Source organism: bacterium (assembly GCA_023150945.1).
GTDB lineage: Bacteria > Zhuqueibacterota > Zhuqueibacteria > Zhuqueibacterales > Zhuqueibacteraceae > Coneutiohabitans.
This window is the reverse complement of sequence record JAKLJX010000023.1, coordinates 12674-29142: the sequence shown is the minus strand read 5'-3', so window position 1 is coordinate 29142 and position 16469 is coordinate 12674. Positions and strand designations below refer to the sequence as shown.

The 16469-nt window shown below is 58.3% G+C and carries 10 protein-coding genes; 8 read left to right on the top strand and 2 right to left on the bottom strand.

The window, feature by feature from the left end:
- Nucleotides 1–184: 184 nt before the first annotated feature.
- The gene (locus tag L6R21_22810; GenBank protein ID MCK6562041.1) at nt 185–3655 is read right to left on the bottom strand and encodes a molybdopterin-dependent oxidoreductase; all 3471 of its coding nucleotides are present in this window, start codon (nt 3653–3655) and stop codon (nt 185–187) included.
- A gap of 102 nt (nt 3656–3757) precedes the next feature.
- The gene (locus L6R21_22805; GenBank protein MCK6562040.1) at nt 3758–5401 is read right to left on the bottom strand and encodes an ethylbenzene dehydrogenase-related protein; all 1644 of its coding nucleotides are present in this window, start codon (nt 5399–5401) and stop codon (nt 3758–3760) included.
- 261 nt (nt 5402–5662) lie between these two features.
- On the opposite strand from L6R21_22805, the gene L6R21_22800 reads away from it, so the two are divergent.
- From L6R21_22800 to L6R21_22765, 8 genes are all read left to right on the top strand, one after another.
- On the top strand, nt 5663–6142 hold the full coding sequence (locus L6R21_22800) for an Rrf2 family transcriptional regulator (protein MCK6562039.1): 480 nt from the start codon (nt 5663–5665) through the stop codon (nt 6140–6142).
- Between the two features lie 183 nt (nt 6143–6325).
- The gene (locus L6R21_22795) at nt 6326–8224 is read left to right on the top strand and encodes an FAD-dependent oxidoreductase (GenBank protein MCK6562038.1); all 1899 of its coding nucleotides are present in this window, start codon (nt 6326–6328) and stop codon (nt 8222–8224) included.
- A gap of 89 nt (nt 8225–8313) precedes the next feature.
- Nucleotides 8314–8865 carry a ubiquinol-cytochrome c reductase iron-sulfur subunit gene (locus tag L6R21_22790; GenBank protein MCK6562037.1) on the top strand — a complete coding sequence of 184 codons (552 nt, stop codon included), beginning with the start codon at nt 8314–8316 and terminating at the stop codon, nt 8863–8865.
- Between the two features lie 130 nt (nt 8866–8995).
- Entirely contained in the window at nt 8996–10321 is a 1326-nt protein-coding gene (locus L6R21_22785; GenBank protein MCK6562036.1) for a cytochrome b N-terminal domain-containing protein, read from the top strand.
- An 87-nt stretch (nt 10322–10408) separates the two neighbouring features.
- Nucleotides 10409–11629, top strand: a complete 1221-nt coding sequence (locus L6R21_22780; GenBank protein ID MCK6562035.1) for a c-type cytochrome — start codon at nt 10409–10411, stop codon at nt 11627–11629.
- Nucleotides 11630–11685: 56 nt separating this feature from the next.
- Nucleotides 11686–13545 (top strand): Sec-dependent nitrous-oxide reductase, encoded by a 1860-nt coding sequence (nosZ, locus tag L6R21_22775; GenBank protein MCK6562034.1) that lies wholly within the window; start codon nt 11686–11688, stop codon nt 13543–13545.
- A gap of 194 nt (nt 13546–13739) precedes the next feature.
- Nucleotides 13740–14381: a hypothetical protein gene (locus L6R21_22770; GenBank protein MCK6562033.1), complete on the top strand. Its 642-nt coding sequence runs from the start codon at nt 13740–13742 to the stop codon at nt 14379–14381.
- A gap of 1 nt (nt 14382) precedes the next feature.
- Complete coding sequence (locus tag L6R21_22765; protein MCK6562032.1) at nt 14383–16449, top strand: YwiC-like family protein; 2067 nt, start codon at nt 14383–14385, stop codon at nt 16447–16449.
- Nucleotides 16450–16469: the final 20 nt, after the last annotated feature.

The following is a 16469-nucleotide window of genomic DNA, read 5'->3' as shown; positions in this document are numbered from 1 at the left end:
ATCCTGTGTGATTGGCTGCTTTTTTCCCGCTTCTCATTTTTGCATTTACGCGAGCACGGTTCGTGGCCGTGTTTCGAGTCCGGCTATACTTGAATGTTGTGCCGAGCGCGCAAAGCAATGCACGCTTTCAGTCGGCACAAGCAGGCAGGCTGCCTGCGCTACGCTTCAAAGAACCCAAAGTCCATCACTCCACAATCGCAATCAGCTCACCCGCAATATACTTCTCCATAAACGCGCTCTCGTTATCCGGCGTGAAACCTGTCGTCGCCGGGAGCCAAATGCCGGCGCCGTTCATGCCGCCGTCTTCGGCTTTGGTGACGCGCACCAGTGTTTCTTTCGGCACGGTGTTGAGCGCGTGATTGTCGGCCTCGCCGCCGAAGATGAAACCCATCGTCGCTTTGGCTTTGTGGAAAAGGCTGTCGGTTTGGTGCATCGGCATGTGCCAGTTGCGCGTGATCGATTGCTGTGAACCGTAGCGCAGATTGGATTGATATCCGGTGTTCTCCGACAGCGCGCGGCCGTCGGGCCGCGTTTCGTGCGCGCGCACGCTTTTTTCCGTGGCGATGAACGGCGCGTGCTTCATCATCACGATGTTGTAGGGATAGGCGTGATTGTATTTCACCCGCAACATGCAGCGCGAGACGCGATAGAAAAACTCGTCGGGCTTGGCGCCGATGTAAGGCCGGTCCGCCGGATTCGCATCGACGTAAACGTAATCGCCGTCGTTGATGCCGAGATCCCGCGCCGCTTGCGGATTGATGTGAATTTGATGCTCGCCCACGCTCGGCGAGCGCTTGTCGAGCCGGTAGGGATCACCGAAGTTGGAATCGTACAGCATGTGCCAGTCCACGTTCGACCAACTGCTGTGCACGCGATGCCGCGTCTTCGGCGTCAAACAGTAAAATTGAAAACCTTTTTCCCACAGGAAATTTTTCGTGTTCTTTACTTGCGCCCACGGCATCTTGGCATTGCGAATGGTGCGTTCATCCCAATGCTCAGCCGTCAACGGAATACCGTAATCATCGGGACGAATAAAGGGATTGGAACTCACAATCACGTTCGGCAAATACGGCGTGGCTTCCGGACCTTCACGATGCACGATGAAATTCTCGCCGTATTCGATGGCTTCGGGAATATCGGCATACGCATGCAAGCGGCCGGTGTCAGTGTGGAACGGCTCGCTGTCCTTGATCTGCTCGTAAAACGGAATGCGCGGATAGGTGCGGAACAACATCAGCGCGCCGCCGGGAGGGCCATACTTGCCCGCCATGATGTCGTCGAGCTTGTATCCCGCGGTTGTCGTGCTCGTATCCAGCAACCGCTGCAAGTACACGCTGCGTTTGCCTTCGTATTCAAATTTGAAGTAATCCGTGAAACGCGAATCGCCCGTCACTTTTCCCAACGCCTTCGCGATGCCGGCGAGAATCGCCAAATCATCCTTGCTGTCGAAGACCGGCTTGATGCCGCCCTTCCAAATTTGCAGAAAGGGATTGGAGCAGCTCGCGGTGACTTCCAAATCCTCGAACTCCAGCCACGAGTTTGCCGGCAAGGCCAAGTCGGCATATTCGATGGAAGCCGTCATCTGAATATCCATCGAGACGATCATTTCGATATTCGGGTTGACGTTCTTGATCATCTCGTAGGCCCACTTGGCGTTGTTGATGAGGTTGACGTTGTTGAAGATCAGCGCCTTGGTCGGCGTCGGCATGTGGGTGTTGCCGGTGAAATTTTTGCGGCCATATTTCGGCGTCTCAACGATCAGCGCCTTGTCGCCATGATTCCAATAGGCCGGCTCTTCATCCTTGGTATAGGCGTGCGCGTGAATGCCTTTACCGGGCGCATTTGGATCGAGATTCGGCTCGAACGGATCTTCCGCGACCCAGCCTTTAAAGCCGGGGCCGGTCCACGGCGAGCCTTGAAAGAGCGCGGCTTTGTAGTTGCCCGCCCAGGTGTGACAGCCGGCGCCGGGCTTGCCGATATTGCCAGTGAGCATCAGCGGCAAATACGCGGCGCGGTTCATCTCCGTCGCGTGAAACCAGTGATTGATGCCCTCGCCCTGATGAATCGCCACCGGCTTCATCGTCGCGAAGTCTTGCGCCAACTGTTCGATGAGATTTTTCGGCGCGTGAGTGATTTCAACGACAGTGTTGAGGTCGTAGTCTTTCAGATGCACTTGATAAAGCGTCCACAGCGTGGCGACTTCGACTTCTTTGCCGTCGACCAATTTGATTTTGAACGTGCCGTCCAAAACCGGATCGATGCCCTGCTGCGCCATGGTCTCGCCGACGTCATCCCGCGTGACGGCGCGAGGCTTGTTCTCCTGCGCATCCCAAATCACATAGTCGCCGAGCTTGTCATGCTGTTCTTTGGTCATGCCCTGAATTTTCATCGACGGGCCGTCGGGCTTGAGATCGCTTTGGTAATTCGGAAAAACTTCGGTGGCGCGTAGGCGTTTGAGATTGTCTTTGCGCACCAGCAGCGGCAGATCGGTGAATTGCTTGACGAACTTGTCGTCGTACCATTTGTTTTCAATCATGATTTTGGTGATGCCCAGCCACAGGGCGGCGTCTGTGGCCGGGCGAATTGGAATCCAATAATCGGCTTTGGTGGAAGGCGGGCCGTATTCCGGCGCGATGACGACGATCTTCGCGCCGCGCTCCATCGTTTCGATGAACCAGTGCGAATCGGTGAGTTTGTTCTCCACCAGATTCTTGCCGTCCATGATAATCAGTTTCGAGAAGCGCAGATCGTTGAAATCGCAGTCGGAGGCTTGCAGGCCGTGCACCCACGGCTGGCCGGGCGCTTGATCGCCGTGCCAGGTGTAATTCGCCCAGTTGCGTCCGGCCAGCGCGTGATGATGATCGACGCCGCGAATTTTGGCATCGAGCAGCGCGAGCGAGTTATTAAGGCGATACATGCCGTATTTTCCCAACACCCCCAAAAGGCCCATGCCGCCGCGCATCTTGACGCAGCGCGTGCCCGCGCCCTGCGTGGCTTCGACCATCTCTGGCTGATAACCCTGGCTGAGCAATCGCTGCTTGCCCGCGTCGCCACTGTAGCGCGTGGAAATGGCGACGAGCGCTTTGGCAACGCAATCAAACGCATCTCCCCAGGAAATTTGCACGAACTCATCATCGCCGCGGCTGTCAAATTTATATTGCGCTTTCAGCTCCGGCGTCAATTCGGGAAAGCCGGCATCGGCCCAGGCTTTCCAGCCGCGGCGCACGATGGGATGCTTCAAGCGATACGGGCCGTAAATGACGCGGTGGAAGGTGAAGCCTTTGGCGCATTGGCGTGGGTTCCAATTGTGGCTGGCGTGATTGCCGTACAGGTCGGCGTAGTTTTGATAATCATAGGTCGAGCCAAGCCGCGTCACAATGCCGTTGCGCACGTACGCGCGCACGCGGCAGGCATGCGTATCGTTGGGCGAGCACACCCAATCGAAAAACGAATCGTATTTGTACTGGTCGCGATAGATCTTTTCCCAATTGCGGTCAATCTGGCCGGCGAGGGGATTCTGATCCGGATCCGCGGTGGCGAGCAGATTGAGCGGCAGCCCCATGTTGAGGACCGTGGTTCCCGCGCCGACGCCCAGCCAGCGCAGAAATTGGCGCCGGTTCAGGGTGCCGAAATTCTCAATTTTGTGCTCGGACATAAGTTTCTCCTCGTTGCTCATACTCCTGCTCCTACTCCTGCTCGCTCTTAAAACCGGTAAAGACGAGTATGAGTACGAGTAGCAGTAAGAGAGTGATAGGATTTATTTGGCTATGACGAGATCCTGCCAGATCGTCACCGACTTCTTCCCATCACGATCACCGGCATGGCCATTCCACACGGCAAACGCGACGCGCACGGTTTGGCCGGGAACAAAATCGAGCGTGCTGATCTTCGCGGCGCTGCTGCCGGCTTTGACATTACTCACGCTGGCTTTGAACGCGCGGCGAAAGACAACACGATAGGTGCCGATGTCATAAGCGCCTTTGGCCGTCACGGTTTGATCGGGAATGGGATGCGCTTTGAGCGTGCCGAAGCCTTGCGCATAGAGCGCTTCGGCGGCGCTTTCGCGCGTGGGATCGGAAACGATATTGCCCGCGCCCCAGCCGGTGATAAACGTCGGATCGGATTCCATCGTGAGCGCATGCCGCGTCGGTTGCTCCAGCGCCGAGCGCATCGAATTCGGATACGAATCGATGCCGAGGTTGGGATAGACTTTGTCGAGGTCTTGAAATGCCGCTTCCAAATCCGCCTGCCGCTCGGCTTTCCACATCCAAATGTTGACGAAACGGCCTTTCTCGCCCATGCCGAAAAACGGCGGATCGGGATCGAGCGTGAACGACACGGCAGCGGCGTCGCGGAAATCCTGCACGCGCATCGCGGTTTTGTCGTTGGTGTCATCATACCACATGAGGCGCAGCGCCAGCTCTTTGCCGTCGTGCACTGCTTGCACGGTCAAAATTTCAGGACGATCGTTGCGCCACCACAGCGGCATCATGTGCAGATTCATGTTCGGCGAATCGCGCCAAACGCTGGCATCGGGATGATCGGGAATCAGCGGTACATAACGCGCGACGATTTCGAATTTTCTCATCTCTGCACGTTCACGCTGCTCCGGACTCGACAGCGACAGGACGAAATGCGTCAAATCCCACGCATCGTTACCATAGGCCCAATCGCTCATCGGCATTGGTGTGCCGGGCAGACCGGCAACAATGCGGCGATAGACTTCCTGCGGCGCGGCCATGCCTTTGAAAACGCCGACGGTCAAATCGCGCGGGCGGGTGGGATAGCCCTCGCTGTCGAATTGTTGTTGCACGCCATCGCCTTTGCCTTTCCCACCGTGACAGGAAGCGCAGGCATCGCGAAAATATTCCTGCGCGCGCTGAGCGGCCTCGGCGGTGTACGGCGGCGCCGGCGGAACCTTGATGACGCCCGTGCCGCTTTCACTTACAGCGGTGTCGGGGTTAATGGGATTCTGTGCGAATGTTTTGAGGTAGTGCACGAGACCCCAGCGCGTTTCTTCCGGCAAATGCGCCCACGAGGGCATGGCCGAGCCGGGAATGCCGCGGGAGATCGTGGTGAAGAGATCAACATCAGTCGGCTGCCTCTCCCAGGTGGAGACGAGGCGATATTGTGCGGTCACAAAATCCCGCGGCTTGGGATAGAGCAAATATGCGGCCTCACCCTGGCCGCGGCCATCGAGGCCGTGGCACGGCGCGCATTCTTTGGTGTAGGTTTTCTTTCCGAGGGCGAGCAGTTCAGAGGAGGGCGGAAGCATCCGGGAGGGACGGAGGCGCGGCAGCGGGGAGGCGGCAGGTTCCCGGGAGGCCTGGGCGGAACTGTCTGCCGGCCAGGCGCAGAGTTCCCACAGCAGCAACAGCACAATGAACTGGCGCAGAGGCATGGCGTATCCTTTCCCGCCGGAGGCAAGGTCCCGGCGATGGGGTTGGAAAGAGGCAGTCGCCCGGCGACAAATAATGGACTTTTTTATCCTTTTTTGAGGCTGGCGCAAATATAAGCCTCTTTTTTCCATTGTCAAGCACTTTTTCGGATTTTTTTATCTTATTTATTGCTTTTGCCGGCCGGGCGTATTATATTGCGCGTGTCAAGGCCGTGGAAGAGGCGGTGAAGCTGTGTCGAGAGACTTCAGAAGGAGATGCCCGTCATGCCGGTTCTGTTCAGCCGTGCCTGTGAATACGCCCTGCGTGCGCTGTTCGAAATGGCACGCCAGGAGGAGCAGGAATCCTGGACCGTTCAGGAACTGGCGCAGCGCACGCACACGCCGGCTCCGTTTCTGGCCAAGACGTTTCAATCTCTGGTGAAAGGTGACATCCTGACCTCCACCAAAGGACGAAGCGGCGGCTTTGCGTTTGCCCGCCGTCCCGATCAGATTCTGCTCATGGAGGTCGTCGCCCTCATCGATGGGCCGGCGCTCGTGGAAAGCTGTGCCCTCGGCCTGCCCACCTGTGGCGACCGCAACCCGTGTCCCTTCCATGATAATTGGAAGGAGATTCGCGCCTCGATCGTCAGCCTCCTCCGAAGCGAGACCCTCGCGAAGAGCTCCCTGGCGCACAAGCTCGGCCGCCGGCCGAGCCGGAAGTCCACCAAACCCAAGATCTCCCTAAGCAAGCCGCGCACCTCCTGAGACGGTGTGCGGCGTCCTTCGCATTTCTGCGAAAACCCGCTGACCCGATTTGCAGAATTGCAAAAAAGAAGCCTGCTGCTCGGTCGGGCGACGCCAAACCGCCCTGAAAAAACAAGATAGAAAAGTCCTATTTGATTGGCGCAGCGTTTGTATCTCACTTGGGCAACTAAAAATCGGATTTTTATGTCTGAAAAATACGCCGTCACGATTCCCGACCTGGCCTTCTGGCAGGACCTGGTGCCGTGCCAGATCGGCTGTCCAATCCACACCGACGCCGGGCGTTACGTGCAGCTCATCGCCGAACAGCGCTATCGCGAGGCCTATCTCACCTCGCGCTCGCCCAATCCCTTTGCCAGCGTCTGCGGCCGGGTGTGCGCCGCGCCCTGTGAAGACCGCTGCCGCCGCGGCAAGATCGACGCGCCGGTGAGCATTCGTGCGCTCAAGCGTTTTGTCACCGACAAGTTCGGCGTCGAGTCGCTCGCGCCCGATACCCAGGACAGTCTGTTCGAAGGCGGCGCGGAGGCCGGCAACAAGTGGCGCTGGCATCTGCCGGTGCAGATTCAGACGCGCAAGCAGGTCGTGCAGAACAAAAAAGTAGCGGTCATCGGTTCCGGTCCGGCCGGGCTTTCCTGCGCGCATGATCTCGCGTTGATGGGTTACCTCGTCACGGTCTTCGAAGCGACGAACGTGGCCGGCGGCATGCTGCGGCATGGCATTCCCGAGTATCGCCTCTCGCGCAGCCTGATCGACAAGGAGATCGAAAAAATCAAAAGCCTGGGCGCGGAGATCCGCTACCACACCCCGCTCACGGAGCAGTTCGGCATTGCCGAACTGAAGCAGCAAGGCTATGAGGCCATCTTTGTTTCGGTCGGGACGCAGCGGGGCCGCGAACTCAACCTCGAAGGGGTGCAGCTCGACGGCGTGATCAAAGCCATCGATTATTTGATCAACATCAACAACGGCTATCGCGTCAATCTCGGCCGGAAGGTGTTGGTGATCGGCGGCGGATTTGTCGCGTTCGATGCGGCGCGGATGGCCTTGCGGGGCGGCCCGGAAGCAGAGCCGGGGGACATTCATGCCGCCGTGGATGCGGCGCGTGCCGCCATGCGCGCCGGTGCCGCGGAAGTGCATATCGCCAGCCTGGAGTCTTTCGCCGAGATGCCAGTGTTGCGCACCGCACAAGGGCACGAAGAATTCGAAGAAGCGCAGCGCGAGGGCATCATCTTCCATCCACAGCGCGGGCCCAGGCGTTTCCTGGGCGAGAACGGCAAGGTCAAAGCCGTGGAGTTCATCGGCGTCAAGCGGACGTACGACGAAAACGGCCGCTTCAATCCACAATACGATCCGACATACTCAGAGATGTTCGAAACCGACTCGGTCGTGCTCGCCATCGGCCAGCAGGCTGATTTGTCCTTCATCAAATCCTCCGACGGCATCGAGCTGACGCCCGGCAAATTCATCAAGATTGATCCGGCGACCCTGGCGACGACGGCGCCGGGCGTCTATGCCGGCGGCGACGTTGCCTTCGGCCCGCGCAACATCATCGATGCCATTGCCAACGGCAAGCGCGCCGCGCTGTCGATCGATGAATACTTGCGCGGCGCCCAGCTCACGACTTTCTATCATCTCTCCATCGAAAAGATTCCGACCCGGCGCTTCAGCCGGACGGAGGATTTCGAACAGCACAGCCGGGAAGCGCCGCCCACCATCGATTTGGAGCGCCGCACCGGCATTTCCGAAGTCGAGAGCGGCTATACGGAAGAGCAAGCACGGCAGCAGGCGGAGCGCTGCCTGGCCTGCCACATTCAAACCATCTACGACGCAGAGAAATGCGTGATGTGCAACCGCTGCGTCGATGTTTGCCCGGAGTATTGCCTCAAGCTCGTGCCGTTTGAGCAGCTCGCATTCGATCAGGAAACCAAATCCCGGCTGATCGATCACTACCAGCTCGATCCCTTTCAGCCGGCGACGGCCATGCTCAAGGATGACGACACCTGCATTCGCTGCGGTTTGTGCGCCATTCGCTGCCCCACCGACGCCATGACGATGGAAGTGTTTTACTACGAGGAAAAGGAACGATAGCATCGGCCACCGGTCGGGTTCCGTTTTCAGAAGTTTCCGTGGTTGCGATTCCCTTTGCGGTGCAAAAATTCATATGAGGCAGGAGTGACATGAAGCTCTTCAAAAAAACTGAATCTCAGACACCGGCGGCCGGCAACGGTTTGCTGCCGGAAACGCGGCGGGCATTCTTGCAGAAACTCGGGCTTGGCAGCCTGCTGGCGGGCCTGGCAGGCTTCGGCTGGCAGTCATTCCGTGCGCTCATCCCCAACGTGTTGTATGAACCGCCGCAGAAGTTCAAGATCGGACTGCCGGCCAATCTGGCGGAGGGTGTGACTTTTCTGGAGGACAAGCGACTGTATGTTTTCAAAGAGGGCAAGTCATTTTATGCCATTTCCGCGGCCTGTACGCATCTCGGCTGCACCGTGAAATACACCAAACTAAATCAACCCAAGCAGGTCACCATCGGCGGCGAGAAGCAGACGATTCCGTTCGAGTTTCACTGTCCCTGCCACGGCTCGAAATTCTATGCCGATGGCACGAACTACGCCGGGCCGGCGCCGCGGCCGCTGCAATGGCACAAGCTCGAACTCTCTCCGGATGACGGCCAGTTGGTGATTGACCTGGGCAGCGAGGTCGAGCAGAATTTCCGGCTCACGGTGTGATCTGTTCGCAGTGGCGCCTTCCGGCGCTGAACGCTTGAACTTCGTGCAACCCTTCAACGCAGAGCACACTTCTTGGTTAACGCAAAGCCTCGGCGCCTATAGGCGCTGCGACAAACGAGTGGAGTCGAGCATGCCTGTTACAGCCTCAACAAGAAAACTCTACGATCAGCTCACCTGGACGTGGCGGCCGGGCAGTGATAAAGAAGCCGGCGATGCCATCGTCAAAAACCTGATGCTGCACTGGTTCCCCAACAAGATCAGCAAGGCCAGCCTGTCGTGGAACTACTCCATGTGGCTCGGCACGATTTCCTTCGCCCTGTTCATGATCCTGGTTTTCACCGGCTTGATCTTGATGTTTCTCTACGTGCCCTCGGTGGAGCGCGCCTATACCTCGGTGAAGGATATCGAATTCGTCGTTTCCTTTGGCTGGCTGCTGCGCGGCATGCACCGCATGGCGGCGCACATGATGGTGGCGGCCGTTTTTCTCCACATGGTGCGTGTCTTTCTCACCGGCGCCTACAAGAACGGCAGCGCGGCCGGTGCCAACCGGCCGTTGAACTGGATGATCGGGCTGGTGCTGCTGCTGCTCACGCTGCTGCTGTCCTTCACTGGTTACCTGCTGCCCTGGGATCAACTCGCGTATTGGGCGATCACCGTCGGCACCAACATCGCGCGCTCGGCGCCGCTGGCCGGCGAGGCGGTGCGCTTCTTCCTGCTGGGCGGCAACACCATCGATCAAAACACGCTGATTCGCTTCTACGTGCTGCATGTTTTCTTCCTGCCCCTGTTGGTGCTGCTGCTGTTTTCCTATCACATGTGGCGCGTGCGCAAGGACGGCGGGTTGGCGGTGACCGACCGGGAAGCTCTGCAGCAAAGCCCGGAGAAAATCGCGCCGGTTAAATCCAAAACCTACTCGCTGCTCGGCATTACCAACGGCACGACGGTGCACGTGCAGAACACAATGGTGGATGAGGAAAAAAACACCGTCGCTTCGTCGCCGCATTTGCTGCGGCGCATCTGGCTGGTGACGCTGCTGACCTTCGCCGCGACCTTCGTCTTGACGATCATCTTCCGCGCGCCGCTGGAAGCGCCGGCCAATCCCGCGGTGACGCCCAACCCGGCCAAGGCGCCGTGGTACTTCCTCTGGCTGCAAGAGATCGTTACGATCACCACCGTCAAGATCGGCTCCTTCACCATCAACGGCGCGTTGATCGGCGGCATCTTGCTGCCGGCCGTCCTGCTGGCGCTGGCGGTGTGGTGGCCTTATCGCGACAAGTCGAGTCTCAACAGTGTCGGCGTGTGGTTTGCGAAAGAACGCAGCACGCAGAACTGGATATTCCTGGGCATTTGCGTCCTGATCATCGTGTTCATGATCATCGGCACGTTCCTGCGCGGTCCGTACTGGAACTTCTACTGGCCGTGGGAAGCGTGGCCGGAAATGCCGGTGAAGTTCTGAGCAGAGCGCAGAGGGCATAGCGCATAGGGTATAGCTTATACTATGCGCTTCGCGCCATGCCCTATGCTTAACGGTTAAGGAAGAACAATGGATCACAAAACCATCAAAGACAAACTCACCTTTGTGAAAACAGACAAGCTCGTCGTGAGCTTGCTCGGCCTCGCGGTGTTGTTGTTGACCGGCTTCATCTTCTATCAGTACTACACGCCGGAGTGGAAACGGTATCAATCCGAGTTCCGCACCCACGTGGCGGAGAAGCTCGGGCCGGAGCGTGCCGCGATGGTACCCTCGGGGCTGCAGCAGGTCTACGTTCGGGAGCTTGACAAAGCGGATCGCTGCGTCACCTGCCATCTCGGGGTCGAATGGAAGGGCCTGGAAAACGCGCCACAACCGTTTCGCACCCATCCCAAGGAAATTCTGCAGAAGCATCCGGTGGCGCAATACGGCTGCACGAGCTGTCACGGCGGGCAGGGCTATGCCACCGACACGCACGCGGCGCACGGTTTAGTGGAACATTGGGAGGAACCGGTGCTGGGCAGTGAGTTGGGGGAATTCTACGTCATGAGCGACAAGAAGGCGCTGATGCAGATGAATTGCAACGCCTGCCATCGCTACGACAAGGAGACGAAGGGCGCAAGCTACCTCAACCGCGCCAAGCAATTGGTGAATGAGAAAGGCTGCCGTGCCTGCCACGTCGTCAATGGCCGCGGCGGCACGGTGGGGCCGGATTTGACCTGGGTGGGGGACAAGTCGGCGGAACAATACAACTACGAGCGGATCAAGGGCTTTCATTCGGCTTTCACCTGGCACGTGGCGCATTTCAAGAATCCCAAGGAACTGGTGCCGGAAACCGTCATGCCGAATTTTAATTTCTCGAGCATGGATGCCCAGGCGCTGGCGATGCTGGTGATGAGCTGGAAGAAGACGAATCTCCCGCTGCAGTATTTGCCCAATCACAACGTGCGGGACATTCCCACCGCCGCCGAGGTGGAGAAGGAGAAGCGCATGCGCGAGGGGCCGGGTGCCTTCTTCGTGGACAACCGCTGTTTTGTCTGCCATTCCGTCTCCAGCCTAGAGATCGAGGCGGCGGCGCAAATCGGGCCGGATTTGGCGTTGGCGGTGGAGGATGTGCAGTCGCGCTTCGGGCGCACGCTCGATGATTTCTTCATGCGGCCGAGCGGTACCATGGAAGTGGTGCTCTCTACCATGATTCCTCTCACCACAGAACAGCGGCAGGAGGCCATCCAAAAGATGCGTTATGCCTACGAGTTGAAGAAGCAGCAGCAGCAGGCCGCCAGTCAAAAGTGAAGCGGGCGGCAATTCCATTTTCTGTAGCCGTCAATCTTAACCAAGGAGGAGTCGTTATGCGAGTGAAGTTTTTGATGATGGCGGGTGTGGCGATTCTGGCCGGTTTCGCCCTGCATGCGGGCTGCGGCGGTGGCGGTGAACAAAGAGGCCGCGCCGGTGTGCGTTCGGATGTGCAGGAAGCGGCGCTCAAATCCTACGTCGCGCCGGGAGACTTGGACGAGTATTACGTCTTCAAATCCGGCGGCCATTCCGGACAGGTTTACATCTATGGTATTCCCTCGATGCGCCACATCGCTACAATTCCGGTCTTTACGCCGTATCCGGCCACTGGCTACGGTTTTGACAAGGAGTCGAAGGAAATGCTCGGCGGGTTCACCTGGGGCGACGCCCACCATCCCGCCATCAGCGAAACCAACGGCGATTACGACGGCCGCTGGCTGTTCATCTCCGACAATGCCAACAACCGCATGGCGCGCGTCGATCTGCGTGATTTCAAGACCAAACAGATTCTCGGGCCGCTGCCGAACGTTTCGGGCAATCACTGCTCTTCGTTCGTGACCGAAAACACCGAGTATGTGCTGGCCGGCTCGCGCTTCTCGATTCCGCTGCCCAAGGGCACTTACGAGAGCGCGGAAGATTACGCCACGAAGTTCAAAGGCGTGGTTGCCGGCATCGCCGTGGACAAGAACACCGGTGAGATGGCGCTTGGCTGGGAAGTATTGATGCCGCCGTTCAACTATGATTTGGGCGACGCGGGCAAAGGCCCGAGTGCGGACTGGGGTTTCTGGACCTGCTACAACAGCGAGCGTGCCACCGGCCTCACCGACAAGTTCGAAGTCAGCTCAGCGCAGAAAGATCGCGACTACGTCATTGCGGTGAACTGGAAGAATGCCGAGAAGGCCATCGCCGACGGCAAGTTCAAAACGCTTGCGGGCGTGAAAGTGATCGATCCGAAGGATGCCGAAGGCGTGGTGTATCTGCTGCCGGCCGCGAAATCGCCGCATGGCGTGGATGTGAGCCCGGATGGCAATTACATCATTGCCAGCGGCAAGCTGCAGAGCATCACCACTGCCTTCAATTTCGAGAAGATGCTGACCGCGATTCAGAACAGGGATTTCACCGGCCAGGAGGACGGCATTCCGGTTTTGAACTATGACGCCGTCAAGGACGCGGAAGTGAATGTCGGCCTGGGTCCGCTGCACACGCAGTTCGATGACAAGGGTTTTGCCTACACTTCGCTGTTCGTGGAAAGCGCCGTGGCCAAATGGCGCCTCGGCACCTGGGAAGTGGTGGACAAGATTCCGATCTCTTACAACATCGGCCATCTGACCGCGGCGGAAGGCGATACCAAAAGTCCGGACGGCAAGTATCTGATCGCGCTCAACAAGCTGTCGCACGGCCGGCATCTCAGCGTCGGGCCTTCGCAGCCCGAGGCTTCGCAGTTGATCGACATCAGCGGCGAGAAGATGTCCCTGCTCTACGATGCCTTCACCGAGCCTGAGCCGCACTATGCGCAGATCATCAAGGCAGACAAGCTGAATCCGATCGAAGTCTATCCCAAGGAAGAAAACAAGAATCCTCATGCGATTTGGGACGTGAAGGATGCCCGCGTGGAGCGCAACGGCAAGAACGTCGAGGTCTACATGATCGCCGTGCGTTCCAGCATGACCCCGTGGCAGATCGAAGTCAACAAAGGCGACAAGGTGACGGTCTATCTCACCAACATCGAACAAACCACGGACGAGCTGCACGGCTTCGGCTTGAATGAGTACAATATCAACGTCGTGGTTGATCCCGGCGAGACCAAGACCATTGAATTCGTGGCCGATAAGACCGGCGTCTATCCGTTCTACTGCACCAATTTCTGCTCGGCGCTGCACCAGGAAATGCAGGGGTATTTGTTGGTGAAGGGCTGACGCGCACGGTGTGTGGCTGTGCTCTAGCTCTCACTCTTAATCTTACTCTTACTCCTACTCCTACTCCTACTCCTACTCATTTTGGGGAGCAGTCGGAGTAAGAGTAAGAGTAAGAGTAGGAGTAAGAGTAGGAGTAGGAGTAGGAGTAGGAGTAAGAGTAAGAGTAAGAGGTGGAGCAAGAAGGGAGTTGTGCAATGCAAAAGTATATTGACAAGCTGAATCAGTTTCTGGAGACACCGATTGACCTGCGCAGCCGGGTGTTGATCCTGGTTGCTGTCGTGCTGTTACTGCCCACCTATTTTTTCCCGCTCTGGCGCATGACGCTGTACTCCAACCAGTTTCCCGAGGGATTGGTTTTGAAGATCTACTCCTTCAAGCTGGAGGGGGGCAAATCCGCCTACCGCGATGACCTGCGCGAAATCAACACGCTCAATCATTACATCGGCATGCGCGAGTTGCATGAGGACGACTTCACCGAGTTCAAATGGATTCCGTTCGTGGTGGGCGGAGTGATGCTGCTGGCGCTGCGCGTGGCGGTGCTGGGGAAGATGTCGGCGCTGGTGGATTTGGTCGTGCTCTTCTGCTACTTCGGACTGTTTTCGCTGTGGAGCTTCTATCACAAGCTTTATCTCTATGGCCACGAGCTCGATCCCACGGCAGCGGTCAAGGTGGCACCGTTCACGCCGCCCATCATCGGGCATCACACGCTGGCCAATTTTGAAGTTTACAGCCTGCCCGATGTCGGCACTTACTTCATGATCTGTCTGCCGGTGTTGCTGGTGGCGGCCATGTGGCTGTCGCGGCAAAGTTGGCGAAAAGTACAGGCGGTGGGATGAGATGATGCTGCCGGCTCCCATCATTCCCAAGGAACACGGCGCCTGGGCGGTTTTGTTCGTGCCGCTGCTGGTCGGCGCCAGCCTGGCGGGAAGGTTCACGCTCGCGCTGCTGTGGCTCGCGCTGGCGGTGCTGGGCGTGTTTCTCAGCTACGTGCCGATGCAATTGATGCTTCGTACCGGCTTTGGTGTTGCCCCGGGCAGCGGCAAAGCAGCGGCGGCGCGCTTTTGGACAACCGTCTACCTCGGCGCCGGCCTGCTGTTTCTGCTGCCGCTGTTGGCGCAAGGGAAATGGGCGCTGCTGGGAATCGGCGGTCTGGCAGCCTTGCTTTTCCTTGCGAATTTTTTGCTGGTGCGCGGCCGCACCAAGACCATCTCCAGCGATCTGCTGGCGACGCTGGGTTTGACCATGACCGCACCCAGCGGCTACTATGTCGTTGCCGGAAAACTCGATTTCACCGCCGGCTGGATTTGGCTGTTGAACTTTCTCTTCTTTGGCGGCGGCATGGTCTACGTGCACATGAAACTCGCGGCCTCCGCAACGAAAAAGCCCGGCCTGACACTTCCGGAAAAGTTCAGCCTGGGTTGGCTCAATCTCGCCTATCATGTTTTGGCAGTTGCCCTGGTGGCGGTGCTTGCCGTGAACAACTGGACGCCGTTGTTTGCCGTGATCGCATTTGTGCCGATGACGGTGCACGCCGTCTACGGCACGCTCAAACTCTCCGGCAGCGTGCACTTCCGCAACCTCGGTCTGCTGCTGCTGCTGCAAGCGATCTTGTTTGCGCTGCTGCTCGCCGGCAGTGCGCGCGCTGCGTTTGAAGGTGCCACCACCTCAACCTCAGCGCCGGCTGCGCGCACTGCACCTTCGGCACCACCGGAGTCCGTCACCGGCGATGATTTGCAGGCTCGCCTCGCGGCGGCGCGGCCGGGCGACACGCTGTGGGTGGCGCCGGGGATCTATCGCGGTAATTTGCATCTCAACAAGCGGCTCGCACTGATCGGAACCGGCCGGCCGGTGATTCTGGGCAGCGGCACCGGCAGCACGGTGTTGATCACGGCGGACTCCTGTGTGTTCCAGGGCTTCGTGGTTGAGGGTTGCGGCCGCATGCTGGTGCAGGAAGACGCCGGCATCTTGATCAAATCCAATCACAATTTCGTGGCCGACAATGAGCTGCGTGACGTGCTCTTTGGCATTTACCTATTTCACAGCGATGGCAATCTCGTGATGCGCAACCGCATCACCGGCCGGGCGGAGCTGGAATTGGGAGATCGTGGCAGCGGCATTCATTTGTGGAATTCCCAGCGCAACCGGCTGGTGGCGAACCGAATCTCTGCGGCGCGCGACGGCTTCTACATCCAAAATGCCAATCATACCTGGATCGAGGCCAATGAAGTCTGCAATCTGCGCTACGGCGTGCACTACATGTACGCCGATTCCAACGTCTTTCTGCGCAACCGCTTTTTCGACAATGTTGCCGGCGCCGCGATCATGTACTCGCGCAGCATTCAAATGCGCCACAATCACTTCGTGCGCAATCGCGGCTTTGCCTCCTTCGGCATCCTGTTTCAGGACTGCCATGATTCGCTGGCCGATTCCAACGTGATTGCCGAAAATGCCGTCGGCTTGTTCTTCGAAGCTTCGACCAACAACCGCTTTCGCCACAATCTCATCGCCCGCAATGACATTGCGCTGCAGATGTTTCAAAACTCCGAGCGCAACCTCTTTACCGAGAACAATTTCATCGACAACCTGAATCCGCTCACGCTGGTGGGCAAGCGCACGCGCACGGCGTGGAGCAGCGGCGGCCGGGGCAATCACTGGAGCGCTTATGAGGGTTATGATCTCGACCACGACGGCGTCGGCGATATTCCGATGAAGATTCAAAACGTTTTTGACTATCTCGAAGGCCACCGCCCGAATTTGCGGCTTTATCTCTACAGCCCGGCGGCGCAGGCGCTGGCCGCGGCTGCCAAGGCCTTTCCCATCATCGCAGTCAACCGGGAAATGGACGAGCATCCGTTGCTGCGGCCGGTTGATTTGCGTCTCAACGCCCTCAACCTTTCGCCTTGAAGGGTTGGCGTCTGCCCGGG

What these genes read in the sequence shown, in the direction of transcription:
- L6R21_22795 (MCK6562038.1), top strand. Translation starts at nt 6,326, where the DNA reads ATGTCTGAAAAATACGCCGTCACGATTCCCGACCTGGCCTTCTGGCAG.
- L6R21_22770 (MCK6562033.1), top strand. Translation starts at nt 13,740, where the DNA reads ATGCAAAAGTATATTGACAAGCTGAATCAGTTTCTGGAGACACCGATT.
- L6R21_22810 (MCK6562041.1), bottom strand. Translation starts at nt 3,655, where the DNA reads ATGTCCGAGCACAAAATTGAGAATTTCGGCACCCTGAACCGGCGCCAA.
- L6R21_22780 (MCK6562035.1), top strand. Translation starts at nt 10,409, where the DNA reads ATGGATCACAAAACCATCAAAGACAAACTCACCTTTGTGAAAACAGAC.
- L6R21_22800 (MCK6562039.1), top strand. Translation starts at nt 5,663, where the DNA reads ATGCCGGTTCTGTTCAGCCGTGCCTGTGAATACGCCCTGCGTGCGCTG.
- L6R21_22790 (MCK6562037.1), top strand. Translation starts at nt 8,314, where the DNA reads ATGAAGCTCTTCAAAAAAACTGAATCTCAGACACCGGCGGCCGGCAAC.
- nosZ (MCK6562034.1), top strand. Translation starts at nt 11,686, where the DNA reads ATGCGAGTGAAGTTTTTGATGATGGCGGGTGTGGCGATTCTGGCCGGT.
- L6R21_22765 (MCK6562032.1), top strand. Translation starts at nt 14,383, where the DNA reads ATGATGCTGCCGGCTCCCATCATTCCCAAGGAACACGGCGCCTGGGCG.
- L6R21_22805 (MCK6562040.1), bottom strand. Translation starts at nt 5,401, where the DNA reads ATGCCTCTGCGCCAGTTCATTGTGCTGTTGCTGCTGTGGGAACTCTGC.
- L6R21_22785 (MCK6562036.1), top strand. Translation starts at nt 8,996, where the DNA reads ATGCCTGTTACAGCCTCAACAAGAAAACTCTACGATCAGCTCACCTGG.